General features: G+C 70.2%; 11 protein-coding genes. 1 reads left to right on the forward strand and 10 read right to left on the reverse strand.

Annotation, left to right across the window (positions count from 1 at the left end; genetic code table 11):
• Positions 1-5 precede the first annotated feature (5 nt).
• The 10 genes from T9R20_RS15585 to T9R20_RS15630 form a co-directional block, all read right to left on the reverse strand.
• Positions 6-1598, reverse strand: coding sequence for a GMC oxidoreductase (locus T9R20_RS15585; RefSeq protein ID WP_322410250.1), 1593 nt, complete (start codon positions 1596-1598; stop codon positions 6-8).
• Between the two features lie 29 nt (positions 1599-1627).
• The gene (locus T9R20_RS15590; RefSeq protein WP_322410251.1) at positions 1628-3124 is read right to left on the reverse strand and encodes an MDR family MFS transporter; all 1497 of its coding nucleotides are present in this window, start codon (positions 3122-3124) and stop codon (positions 1628-1630) included.
• 129 nt (positions 3125-3253) lie between these two features.
• On the reverse strand, positions 3254-4255 hold the full coding sequence (locus T9R20_RS15595) for a fumarylacetoacetate hydrolase family protein (protein WP_322410252.1): 1002 nt from the start codon (positions 4253-4255) through the stop codon (positions 3254-3256).
• The gene (locus tag T9R20_RS15600) at positions 4252-5271 is read right to left on the reverse strand and encodes an amidohydrolase family protein (RefSeq protein ID WP_322410253.1); all 1020 of its coding nucleotides are present in this window, start codon (positions 5269-5271) and stop codon (positions 4252-4254) included. The genes T9R20_RS15595 and T9R20_RS15600 overlap by 4 nt, the downstream gene beginning before the upstream one ends.
• Entirely contained in the window at positions 5268-6404 is a 1137-nt protein-coding gene (locus T9R20_RS15605; protein ID WP_322410254.1) for an FAD-dependent monooxygenase, read from the reverse strand. Before T9R20_RS15605 ends, T9R20_RS15600 begins: the two co-directional genes overlap by 4 nt.
• A gap of 38 nt (positions 6405-6442) precedes the next feature.
• Positions 6443-7444, reverse strand: coding sequence for a cyclase family protein (locus T9R20_RS15610; RefSeq protein WP_322410255.1), 1002 nt, complete (start codon positions 7442-7444; stop codon positions 6443-6445).
• Positions 7444-8445, reverse strand: coding sequence for a fumarylacetoacetate hydrolase family protein (locus T9R20_RS15615; RefSeq protein ID WP_322410256.1), 1002 nt, complete (start codon positions 8443-8445; stop codon positions 7444-7446). Before T9R20_RS15615 ends, T9R20_RS15610 begins: the two co-directional genes overlap by 1 nt.
• A gap of 71 nt (positions 8446-8516) precedes the next feature.
• On the reverse strand, positions 8517-9527 hold the full coding sequence (locus T9R20_RS15620) for a VOC family protein (RefSeq protein ID WP_322410257.1): 1011 nt from the start codon (positions 9525-9527) through the stop codon (positions 8517-8519).
• A gap of 113 nt (positions 9528-9640) precedes the next feature.
• Positions 9641-10474 (reverse strand): hypothetical protein, encoded by an 834-nt coding sequence (locus T9R20_RS15625; protein ID WP_322410258.1) that lies wholly within the window; start codon positions 10472-10474, stop codon positions 9641-9643.
• Positions 10471-11502: a Gfo/Idh/MocA family oxidoreductase gene (locus T9R20_RS15630; RefSeq protein WP_322410259.1), complete on the reverse strand. Its 1032-nt coding sequence runs from the start codon at positions 11500-11502 to the stop codon at positions 10471-10473. Before T9R20_RS15630 ends, T9R20_RS15625 begins: the two co-directional genes overlap by 4 nt.
• Positions 11503-11624: 122 nt before the next feature.
• Between T9R20_RS15630 and T9R20_RS15635 the strand changes: the two genes are divergently transcribed.
• Positions 11625-12875: an ROK family protein gene (locus T9R20_RS15635; RefSeq protein ID WP_322410260.1), complete on the forward strand. Its 1251-nt coding sequence runs from the start codon at positions 11625-11627 to the stop codon at positions 12873-12875.
• Positions 12876-12929: the final 54 nt, after the last annotated feature.

Raw genomic sequence — 12929 nt, forward strand, 5'->3', positions numbered from 1 at the left:
ATGGCTCAGCGCACCGAGACAGCCTCCGCGCCGCGCAGCTGCTCGATCGCCTTGCGCGCCCCGCGCACCGCGATCGCGGTGCTCATGAGGGTCGGGTTGACGGTGTTGGCCGTCGGGATGAGGCCGTTGCCCCCGACGACGAGGTTGTCGAACCCCCAGACGCGCGACCAGGGATCGGCGACCGAGGTGCCGTCGTCGGTCTCTCCCATCCGCATCGTCCCCATGTAGTGCAGGCTCGATCCGGCCGGAAGCAGCCGCGGCTCGGCGACGAAGTGGCCGAGCGCGTTGCCGGCGCGGCGCAGGCGCTCGGTCGCCGCGGCGATCTCGCGTTCCTCGTCGCCCGTGAGGGCGTACTCGATCGTCATGTTCGGGAAGCCGCGCCAATCGAGCTCGTTGTCGTCGAAGCGCACTCCGTCTTCGACGCGCGGGCGCTTGCGCAGGCCGTAGCCCATGTTCACGTACCCCCACTCGTTCTCGGCGTGCGGAGCACCCGGCTCCATGGGGAAGGGCGTGGTCTCGGAGTACATCACCTGCAGCGAGAAGGGGTGGTCGGGCTCGGAGAACGGGATGCGGTTCACCGCGGCCACCGGATCGACGGGGTTCACCGCACGGCGGGCCTTCTCGTCGGCCAGGTCGGACTCGTCAGCGAAGCGCTGCATCTTCTCGGGGTCCAGGGCGACGGTGGAGATCACGACGGGATGCTCCGTGAGGTACCGGCCGAGGGCCTGCGGCCGGATGCCCGACGCCCACAGCAGCTGCGGTGAGCGGAAGGCGTCCGCGGCGACGACCACGAGATCGGCGTCGACGGTGGAGCGCTCACCGGTGCGGAGATCCTCCACGGTCACTCCGGTCGCACGCGCGCCGTCGTGCTCGATGCGGCGGACGAGGGTGAGGTCGCGCAGCTCGAATCGGTCGGCGAGAGGATTCCCCCGCTCGATGAGCGGTCCGAGCACGACGTCCGCTCCCGCCCATCGCATGGTCCCGTCGGGCTGCGGATCTCCGGCGACCGGCAGGGTGCTCGGGCCGAAGCCGTCGGGCAGCTCTGCGCCGAACTCCTCGTCCAGGAGAGAGCGGATCGCCTCGCCCACGCGCGAGTCGGCGAATGCCGCGCTCTGCACGTGCAGCAGGTGCCCGGCCTCGGCGATGAGCTCCTCCCACTCCGCGTCGCCGATGAACGGCACCCGCTCGCTGAACTGGGGCGCGGGCGTCGCGCAGGTCCAGTGCGCACCCTGCCCGCCGACGTTCGTCGCCGCCGCGACAGCGCCGAACGTCGGCGCATGCGCCGACCCGGGGCCGCCGAAGTCGAGCAGGTGCGTACCCTGGCGTGCCGTGAACATGCCCTCGACGACCACCGACTCGGGGATGCCGAGCTCGGAGCGGAAGGCACCGGCCTGCGGCCCCTGCGACTTCTCGCGCGCCCGCGCCTTCTCGTCGGGGTCGACGATGTTGCGGACGCTCTGACCGGGGATGGGCGTCAGCTGCGGTCCCGCCTCGAACATGACGACGCGAGTGTCGGGCGATCCCTCGAGGATGGTGCGGGCGTAGGCGCTGCCGATGGGGCCGCTGCCCACGATGGCGACGGTGCGGGTGTCGGACATGATGACTCCTGGGTGGTGCGGGGCGGGGTTCAGGGTGTGGAGACGCGTTCGACGTCGACGGGGATGTCGGCAGGCGACTCGTCGGAGAGGCGGCCGCCGGGGAGCAGCAGCGCGGCGATGATCCCGAGGGCGTAGACGACGGAGAGGGCAAGGAAGACGGGGGCGAGCACGTCGCGGTAGATCCCCGCGACCTCGGCCTGGATGAGCGCGGATGACCCGCGCACGACCTCGGGCGTCAGACCGCTCGGGTCGATCGCCTGCGGGAGGCGGCCGGCGACACCGAACCCGACGACCCCGCCGATGACCGCGGTCGCGACGGTCGAACCGACCTGCCGCACGAGATTGAGGGTCGCGGTGATGCTCCCCGTCTGGCTCCGCGGCGCCGCGGACTGCACGACGGCGATGACGAGACTCATGAAGCTTCCGGTTCCGAGGCCGACCACGAACATGACGACCATGGGCACCCACAGCGGCGCACCGACCGGCAGCAGCGACATGGTGAAGAGCCCGGCCGCGCCGAGGATCGTCCCGATGATCGGATAGGGCCGGTAGGTGCCGCTACGGCTGGCGAGCCACCCCGTGCCGAGGTTGGCCACCAGCATCCCGAACACCGTGGCGATCGGAACGAGCCCCGACACGGTGGCCGTCACCCCGTAGGCCATCTGGAAATAGGTGGGGAGGTACGCGGTCACCGAGAACAGTCCGATTCCGATGATCGCCGAGAGCGCCATACCGGCCGATACCGCGCGGTTTCGGAAAGCGCGAAGCGGAAGGAAGGGCTCGGCGACACGGGTCTCGACGACGAAGAAGGCCGCGAACGCCACAGCGGCGATCGCGAACGACACGGTCACTGCGAACACGGCGGCGGGGTCTCCGAGCCAGGTCACGGCGAGGACCAGCGAGACCATCGCCACCGTGAAGAGGATCGCTCCGACGATGTCGAATCCCCGGCGGCCGGACGGTTCGACGTGCGGCACCGCGACGACCGCCAGGACGAGGGCGATCAGCGCCACGGGCACGTTGATCCAGAAGACCCACGGCCACCCCCAGAAGTCGGTGATGAGGCCGCCGAAGAGAGGGCCGACAACGATCGCGACGGGGAAGGCCGCCCCGATGATCGCGAGGTAGCGGGGTCGCTCGCGCGGTGTGGTGACGTAGGCGATGATCGTCTGCGACATGAGCTGGAGCCCAGCCGAGCTCGCACCCTGCAGCACCCGGGCGATGACGAGCTGGGTCATGTCCTGCGAGAAGCCGCACGCGAGCGACGCGACGATGAAGACCACGAGGGCCGTGAGGAACACCGCACGAGGACCGAGGATGTCGCCGAGCTTGCCGATGACCGGAAGGAGCACCGTGGCCGCCAGCGTGTAGCCGACGACGACCCAGCTCATGTGTTCGAGGGCGCCGAGGTCGCCGGCGATGCTGGCGAGCGAGGTCGCCACCACCGTGTGGTCGAGGGCCCCGAGAAAGGCGGCGGTGAGAAGGGAGATGACGAGGAGGCGAAGCCTCGCGCGGGAGAGCGGCATGAACGATGTGCCCGATCGATCGGGCCGTCGACGCGACTCGGTGTGCCCCGTCCGATCCATCACGGCGGGAACGGGTCCAGAGGACCCCGACGTCAGGTCCACTTTATGCCACCTTCAGTCGAAAAGCAACTAAAGTGGCCGGTGTCGCAGCCTTGGACGCGGACGCGCGCTCGGCAGATCGGGCGCGGGCACGTAGTCGCCGACCCGACCGCTCAGCTCGCCCAGGCTCTCGACCGACATCGTCACGACATCGCCGGGCTTGAGCGGCGGGGGTGTCAGGCCGCCGTTGCGTCCCCACAGCTCGCCGAGGCATCCGCCGTTCCCGACCGTTCCCGATCCGAGCACGTCACCGGGGGCGACCCGCGAGTTGCGCGAGGCGTAGGCGACGAGCTCGGGAAAGGGCCAGCCCATGTTGGACACGAGGTCTTCACCGATGAGCTCGCCGTTGACGCGCACCTCGGCGCGGATGGCGAGGAAGCCGTCGGCGTCGACATGGTGGGCGAGCTCGTCGGCGGTGACGATCCAGGGGCCGAGGCTCGTGCCGAAGTCCTTGCCCTTTGCGGGCCCGAGGCGCACCTTCATCTCCCGCGCCTGGAGGTCGCGGGCCGACCAGTCGTTCATGATCGTGTACCCGAAGATGTGCGCCGCCGCCTGCTCGGCGTCGAGGTTCGAGCCCGTCGACCCCGCCACATCCCCGATGACGACCGCGACCTCGAGCTCGAAGTCGAGGCGCTCGGTGACAGGCGGGTCCACCGTCTGACCCGGGCCGAGGATCATGTGCGGATTGGTGAAGTAGAACGTCGGCGCCTGGTACCACTCGTCGGCGACGTTGCTCTTGCCCTCGACCCCGGCACTGACCCCCTCCACATGCTCTTCGAAGGTCACGAAGTCGCGCACCGAGGCCGGCTGCAGGGGCGCGAGCAGCGTCACGTCCTCGATCGGTCGTCCGTGATCGGCGATCGTGCGGCTGTCTGTGACGCGGTGGTGGAGCGCATGCGCGAGAGGAAGCCCGCCCGCGAGCACCCGGGCGACGGTCAGGCCGTCGGGGAACGGCACGACGCGGTCGCCGATGATGAACCCTTCACCGGTGTCACCGGCATGGCCGTCGCCGATCCAGCGCGCGATCCTCATACCTTCACCCGCGTTCGAAGCAGCTCGGCGGCGTTCTCCGACACGATCCGCCGGGTGACCTCGTCGGAGAGTTCCGCGTCGTGGACGAACGAGACGGGGTCGTCGAGGCCCATGTCGAAGGGGTAGTCGCTGCCGAGCACCACCCGCTCGGCGCCGGCGACCTCGACGAGGGCCCGCAGCGTCCTGGCGTCGTGCACCACCGTGTCGAACCACAGCTTCGACAGGTACGTCGACGGCAGGTGCGCGCAGCGGCGCGCGTCGGGGCGCACCCGCCAGGCGTGGTCGGAACGCCCGATCACCGTCGGCAGGTACCCGCCGCCGTGCGCGGCGACGATCTTCAGATCCGGATGCCGGTCGAGCACGCCCGAGAAGATCAGGTGCGACAGCGCCACCGCGTTCTCCACCGGCTGCCCCACCGTGTTGGCGAGGTAGAACCGGTCGAGTCGCTCGTCGAGGCTGCAGCCGAAGGGGTGGAGGAAGATCACCACGCCGAGTTCGGCCGCGCGTGCCCAGAACGGCTCGAGTCGCTCGTCCGACAGCTCGACGTCACCGGCGAAGGAGGAGATCTCCACGCCCGCGAGCCCCCGGCCGAGGACGGCGTCGTCGAGGCACTCGAGGATGCGCTCCGGATGCTGCAGCGGAACGACTCCCAGCCCAGTCAGCCGATCGGGGGCCTGAGCGACGTGCTCGGCGATGAGACGGTTCGCCTCCATCGCGATCCACACCGACAGCCCCTCGTTCGCCCAGGGGTAGAAGTGATTCGGCGACGCGCTCACCCACTGGCGGTCGACGCCGTGGGCATCCATGTCGGCCAGGCGCACCGCGACGTCGGTGAGCTTCGGGATGCGAGAGCCGACCATCGGGCCCGACACCGCCTGGCTCTCGGCGCCGTTGCGGCGCAGGTCGAGCTCGGCGGCGGCGCGCACCTCATCGGGCGCGCGACGCTCGACCTCGGCGTGCAGCGCCGGCAGCAGCACGTGCGCGTGCACGTCGGTGACGGGGTGCCCGGCGCTCATGCGGGCTGGGCCATCTGCTGGGCGATACCGAAGATGAGGCCGCCGGCGTCGGCGTCGCGGTTGCCGTCGATCTGCCACTGACCGAGCTGGACGGATGCCTCGACCACCGCCTTCGCGCGCGGCAGGCGCCGGGCGTGGAAGGTGTCCCAGAGGTCCTGGTCGACCGCGTCGCGGGTGGTGAGGAGCTCGGTCAGCACGAGGGCGTCCTCCAGCCCCTGGGCCGCGCCCTGCGCGATCGTCGGGGGGCAGCTGTGCGCGGCATCACCGATGATGACCACCCGGCCGCGGTTCCACGGCCCGTCGACGAGGTGCTTGGTGAACCAGGTGTAGTTGGCGTGCGCGCCCTTCTCGAGGTCGGCGCGGATCGCGTTCCAGGGGCCGCCATAGGCGCGCGACTCCTCGATCATGATGCGGGTCGCCTCCTCGTCGGAGACGCCCTGGCGGTCCTGGGCCTTCTCGACGAGGAAGGCGTACATCGAGTCCTTGCCGGTGGGGGTGTACCCGGCGATGTACACGGGCCCGCCGTAGTACAGCTCGCTGCGCTCCACCTCCGGCGGCCGTGAGACGAAGGTGCGCCAGATGCCCATCCCGGTCGGCTCGGGCTTGTCGGTGATGCCGATCATCTCGCGGATCGTGGAGTTGAGCCCGTCGGCGCCGATCAGCAGGTCGTACTCGCCCGCGGACTCGCCGTCGACGAAGACCTCGACCGCGTCGTTGGCACGGGCGTCGATGCCGGTGATGGAGCGCCCGAAGTGCACGCGGGCACCGGCCTTCTCGGCGTGCTCGAGCAGGATCCGCGCGAGGTCGGGCCGCGGCATCCCCATGGCCGCCGGATAGTCGGGCCCACCGGTCTTGACGTCGGGGAGGTTCGCGACGACCGGCGCGTCTGGACCAGGGGCGCGCAGCGTCAGCCCCTCGAACGCGAAGCCCGCGGCACGGATGTCATCCCATGCACCGAGGGCATCGAAGACCCGGAGGGCGTTGCCCTGGAGGGAGATCCCCGATCCGAGGGCGGTGAGCTCGGGCTTGGACTCGTAGAGATCGACCTCTACGCCGTTCGCCGCCAACCGGATGGCGGCGGCGAGCCCCGCGACGCCGGCACCGGCGATGGCGACCCTGTGTACTGCGGTCATGTCAGAACCTCCCTGTTCTGTGGGTGTTGCGCGTCGTCTTACACGACGGCGACGGGGTTGACGGGCGATCCGACCGCGCCGGTGATCGGCAGGGTCGGCGCCGCGAGGAAGAAATCGAACCGGTCGAGGCGGTGACAGGCCTCGGCCAGCTCCTCGAGGTTCCACATCTCACCGATCGAGAGTCCCATGTTGGGGATCACGACCTGGTGGAGAGGCTGGAAGGAGGGCACGTCGAACTCGTTCGGCCGCACCTCGAACCCCCACGTGTCGGTGGCGATGCCGGCGATCTCGGTGCGGTGGAGCCACCCGGCCGTGGTGAGCGAGAGCCCCGCCGCCGACCCGCCGGCGTAGCCGTTCCACCCTTCGCGGCGGGTGCGGGCGTAGCGTCCGGTGCGCACCACGACGATGTCGCCGCGGCCGACCACGCTCGACGTACCCTGCGCGGCGATCGTCGCCTCGAGGTCGGCCGCCGTGATGGCGTAGCCGTCTTCGAGCTCGCGGGTCTCGGGGCGGAGGTGTGCGGCGACGTCGAGCAGCACGCCGCGGGTGACGAACGAGGTGCGGGTGTGCTCGATGCCGGTGACGAGATCGCCGTCGCTGGTGACGACGTCACCCGCGCGGCGACCGTTCCACGCCATGCCGTGATCGAAGATGTGGCCGAGGCCGTCCCACTGCGTCGAGCACTGCAGCGGCATCGCGATCACGTCGTCGGCGCCGCCGATGCCGTGGGGGAAGCCCTGATTGCCGCGCTCGGCGTCGGTGCCGGTGTCGGTCATCGTGTGCACCGGGTTGGTGCGGCGTCGCCAGCCGGTCTGGGGTCCGTCGGTGTCGAACGCCTGGGCGAGCGAGACGACGATCCCCTCGCGGACGAGGGATGCCGCGGCGACGCGTTTCGCGGCGTCGATGAAGTTGAGGGTGCCGAGCACATCGTCCTCGCCCCAGCGCCCCCAGTTGCGGTGGGCGGCGGCGCGGGCCGCGATCTCGCCCTCGGGGTCGGTGCGGTCGAGGTCGGCGGGGTTCTCGGACGGACGTGTCGTCATCACGACACCGGTTCCCGAGTAGGCGCGTCAGCGCCGTGTCGAGGGGCCGTGACGCAGCGGACGACCTGGGTCCCCAGGCCCCTGATGGTGCCGGTCATCACATCGCCGTCCCGCAGGAACCGCTTCCAGTGCTGGCCGTTGCCGGCGGGGCTGCCGGTGAGGAGGAGGTCGCCCGGCAGGAGGGGCAGGGTCTGGGATGCCGCCGAGATGAGGGTCGGCACGTCGAAGACGAGCTCGGCCGTCGTCGCATCCTGCATCACCTCGCCGTTCAGCTCGAGCCGGACCGACAGGTCGCCCGGGTCGACGAACGGGGCCGGCACCAGGTAGGGCCCGGTCGGGAGGAAGCCGGGCGCATTCTTCGAGCGGAACCAGTCGGCGCCGATGTCGCCGACGTCGGGCGGGAAGACCCGGTCGCGTGTGGTGATGTCGTTGACGATCGTGTACCCGGCGACGTGGTCGAGCGCGCGCTCGGGGCTCACCCGGAACGCTTCGCGCCCGATCACGACGGCGAGCTCCAGCTCCCAGTCGTGGGTGTCGCTGTACGCCGGAAGCTCCAGCGGCACATCGTCGCCGACGACGCACTGCGCGAGCCCGAGGAAGATGAAGGGCCGACCGCTCGCGGCCCGGGCGTCCATGATCTTCTCGGCCTTCGCGCGCACCTCGTCGGGGCTGAGGTCGGACTCGCCCCCCTTCGTCAGGCCCGCCATGATCAGCTGCACCACGTGGGTGCGGTAGTTCGCTCCCGCCTGCAGCACCTGACGGGGTTCGACCGGAGCGGTGAGGGTCACTTCGTTGAGAGGTCGCCACGCGGCATCCGTCTCCTCAGCCTCTGTCTGCAGCCGCGACCAATCGGGGTCTGCGAGGAAGTCGTTGATGTTCGCCGCGCCGAGCTCCGCCTCGCCGAGCGGCCGGATGCGGTCGCCGGCGACGAGGCCCAGACGCACGGAATCGCCCTCGCGGTAGCGGGCGAGAGCGAAGGGAGCGGGGGGTGGTGTCGTCATGAGTCCTCCTCGAATCCTGACGTGGTGCCCGGGGCGGCCGGTCCTCGGCCGCCCCGGGAATCGAGCACGGATCAGCCGGTCGTGGTGTAGGGGTTGATGAGCGCGTCGCGGATCTCGTCCGGCACACCCTCCTCGGTCGCGCTCGGTCCGTCGGCGGCAGGGAACGACTCCGTCATCGACATCGGCATCGCACCGTTGCGGTACATGTTGCTCGAGCCGAGCGACGGCTTCCAGGTGTTCGGCGTCCAGTCCGGCACGTAGTTGCGGTAGCCGCCGGTGTTCAGCTCGATGCGCATCGAGGACGGCTCGCGGTAGTAGAGGAACGTCTGCTCGCCGATGCCGTGGATCGAGGGCCCGTACTCGATCGGGATGTCGCGCTCCATGAGCGTGTCGGCCGCGATCAGCAGCTCCTCGTAGGTGTCGACCCAGAACGCGTAATGATTGATGCGTCCCGGACGGGTGGAGCCGTCGAGGACCACGCCGAGGTCGTGGGACTTCTCGTTGGTGGTGAGCACGCTGAACACCGAGATGGGGGCCTGGTCGAGAACGGTGCGGGCCATGATGCGGAAGCCGAGCACCTCGTTGTACCACTTCGCGAACTCGTCGACATCGCGCGCCGCAACGGTCACATGGTCGAGCTGGCGCGGAGCACCGGCGACTTTGCTGCGCTTCTCGGGGCGGTCGGGGTAGATCGAGGCGGTGTGACCGGGAGCCTGGTGGCGCGTGACGTTCCAGTGCAGCGTCATCGGGTGGCCCTGCGGTCCGACGAAACGGTAGGCGCGACCGATCTTGTGCGCCTCGAACCACTCGCCCTGCACGCCCGCGGCCTCGATGCGCTTGACGGCCTCGTCGAGCGCCTCTTCGCTCGAGGTACGCCACGCCATCGTCTCCAGCGACGGCTCGTCGCCGGGGACCACCACGACGGAGTAGGCGTAGTAGTCGCCCCAGCAGCGGAGGTAGACCCGGCCGTCGACACGGTCGACGACGGTGAGACCGACCTCTTCCTCGTAGAACTTCACCGACGCCTCGACGTCGGGAGCTGTGATGGAGACGTAGGACAGATGAGAGAGAAGTTTGATCATCTTCGACCCTTTCGGAAGCTGTGGGGCGTGTGACTTCGCCGCCCGAAACCCACTATCGGTCGAAGAAAGACATAAGGGAATCCGAAACTGTGGATGCTGGCTATCAGTCGGCTTTATGACGAGGTGGCACGCGCGAGCAGAGCGTCGGCGCACGCGCGGTCACGCCTCAGCGCATCCAGATCGTCGGCGCCCTGTCCGGCGTCGAGCCGGTCGAGCGCATGGCGCAGAGCAGCGCGAACGGGGTCTTCGAACGACGGCGCCGCCGCGACCGCGCCGAGCTCATCGACGACCGTCGCCGTCCGCGTCCCGGCGTCGAGGTCGATCTCCACCTCCAACCGCGCGGGAGCGAGGGAGGTGGCGCGAAGGACGCCTGTGCCCACGCCCGCGGCGAGTACCGTTGCAGAGACGGTGACGGCGACGCCCGGTGCGCCATCCGCAGACGACGCGGACAGGAGGCCGATCGCACCGTGGTCCGTCACGGTCTGACGCATCGGTCGCAGATCGGCGGTACCGCTGAGGGTCGCCGCCCATCCGACGGCGTCGGCCAGGGCGTCCACGAGGTCGTTCCGCGGCGCCGAGACGGCGACGTCGATGAGCGACGGCAGGGTGGCGGAGAGCGGCGGCGCCGCCAGGAGCTCGGCGACGCGCGCGACGAAGCTTCTCGGGCTCCGATGTCGCTCGACGAAGACCGGACGCGTCCCCGCCGCCGAGCGCAGAGCCTCGAGATCCGAGGCGCCGACCCCGCGCGGGTGCAGCGCGAAGATGCCGCGGGCTCCTGCGTCGAGGGCTGCGTGTGCGTCACCGCACCACCCGTCACCCCCGACAACGGTCAAGGCCCCGGCGGCAGCTCGCGCGGCGACGACGCGCCCGGCCAACGACGACATCGCCGCCGTCATCTGCACCGACACCGGCCGGGCCACGCCCGGCGAGGCCCAGACCGGGATCACGACGATGCTCCGATCGCCGCAGCCGCGGCATCCGCCAGCTCGATCGCATAGCGCGCATCGGCGTGGATCTCGTCGTACTCGACGGCCTCGTCACCCCTCGCAAGAGCAGCGAGGGTCCGCCACTGCAGGAGGTAGCCATCGTCGGGGTCGGGAGCGTACTGCGTCCGGGTGCCGTCGGCGCTCCGCACGGTCACCGTCGCGCTGCCGGCGTGGACGAACGCGGGCGGGAAGGCGATGTCGATGCGGTCGCTGTCCGTCTGCACCGTCAGTCGCCAGAGCGCGTCGGCCCCCTTCGGCAGCATGACGGCCGACGAGCGCACCGTGACGTCGCCCGCTGTCCACCCGAGTGCGACGCCGATCGGCTTCAGGAGGGTGGCGTAGGTCAGGTGCGGGATGCCGCGGGCGAGATCGCGGATCAGCGGGAGGTCGTGAACCACGAGGCCCGAGACGAGTGCGCGCGCGACGCCGGCTGCGACCTCGGCGTTCGAAAGGTCGGGCCGCGGACGCGGCGGTGTCGGCGAGAGGGCGGCGTCGCTCACCGCGTGGTGGTAGCGGTCGTTCGGCGGCAGCGCGAGGGTGACCGTCACGCTGCGCACCTGGCCGGACAGCGCCGTGAGGTGGTGGGTGGTCCGACCCCAGGCGGGATCGAAGAGGTGGTGCGTCCCGACCAGGAGAGCGACGTCGGCCTCGCGACAGCGCTCGACGACCCGCTCGGCGTCGGCGACCGTGGTGGCGAGCGGCTTCTCGCAGAGGATGACGCGGATGCCGGCCTCGACGGCGGCGAGCACCTGAGCGGCGTGAACCTCCGGGGGCGAGCAGATCGCCACGACATCCACGGCAGGATCGGCAAGCAGGTCGTCGAGCCCGGTGGAGCTGCGCGCTCCCGTCCGCGCCGCGATCTCGGCTGCTCGCCCGCTCCCGCCGTCGGCGACGTGGACGAGGCGGAACTCGTCATCCAGTCGGGCGAGGGTCGGCGCGTGCAACGCCCAGCCGCCTGGTCCGGCGCCGATCAGCCCGACTCCCCGCATGGTGACTCCCTCGTACGCCGCGCACTGCTCTTCTGTCCGAACGATACAGAAGATGTCGGGGTCATGGCATTAGTTGTCGCCTGAACCGACGGCATTGCCCACGTGTTGTGTCAGAATCGAGCGTGGCAAGAGACAGCACCCTTCGATTCGCGGCGCAGACCGACGAAGTGACGAGCCTGCTGCGGATCGTGAACCTGGTACGCACCGGCGAGGCGACCACCCGGCCCGAGATCGGGCGCATCACGGGCCTCGGGCGCGGCGTGGTGACGCAGCGCGTGGATCAGGCCATCGACATGGGATTTCTCGCCGACGGCGACTTCGGCCCGTCGTCGGGAGGACGCGCCCCTCGCACCCTGCACTTCCGCGCCGACCAGGGGCGCATCATCGTCTGCGCGCTGGGCGCGGTGCACATCCACGTCGGCGTCGCCGCCCTCGACGGCGACGTCATCGCGGAGGTGCATCGCTCGTGGGACATCTCCCGCGGACCCGCCGACACCCTCGATGTGGTCATGAGCATGATCGACGAGGTGCTCGAACGCACCGGCGACGCACCGGTCTGGGCGGTGTCGGTCGGCGTTCCGGGGCCGGTGGACTTCGAGACCGGACGCCCGGTCGCGCCGCCGATCATGCCGGGATGGAACGGGTTCGACATCCGCCGGCGGTTCGAGCAGCGATTCGGCGCCCCCGTCTGGGTGGACAACGATGTGAACCTCCTCGCCCTCGGCGAGCGGGCCGAGCGGAATCGCCATCATGCCGACCTGATCTACATCAAGATCGGCACCGGAATCGGCGCCGGACTGCTCTCGCGTGGCCGCATCCATCGGGGCGCCAACGGCTCGGCGGGCGACATCGGGCACGTGCGCGTCCCCGATGCCGACGCACCGTGCCGGTGCGGCAAGATCGGGTGCCTGGAGGCGGTCGCGGGCGGGTGGGCGCTCGTTCGCGAGGCGCAGGCGCGCATCGACGCCGGCGAGGCCAGTCGCCTCACCCCGGATGAGCTCACCACCGAGTCGATCGCCCTGGCCGCCGAGGACGGTGATGCCCTGGCGATCGCCCTGCTCCAGGCCTCGGCGAAGGTCGTCGGTGGATCGATCGCGACTCTGGTGAACGTCTTCAACCCCGGCGTCATCGTGATCGGCGGTGCCGTCGCATCCGCCGGCGAGCTCTATCTCGCCGAGGTGAGGCAGCGCGTCTACGAGCTGTCGCTCCCTCTCGCGACGCGCGATCTCGAGATCCTGCAGTCGGTCAACGATCGCAACGCGCCCCTGCGCGGCGGCGCGGAACTCGCCCGCGAGCAGCTGTTCGAGGTCACCTTCGCCCGGTGGTTCGCCGACGGCCGGCCGACGAGCGAGCGGGTCAGCACTCCCGCCTGACACTTTTGCTCTTTAGTGACTAAAGAGTGTATCTTCGGAGTCAAAGCAACCCAC

Source organism: Microbacterium invictum, assembly GCF_034421375.1.
In the GTDB taxonomy this organism is placed as follows: Bacteria; Actinomycetota; Actinomycetes; order Actinomycetales; family Microbacteriaceae; genus Microbacterium; species Microbacterium invictum_A.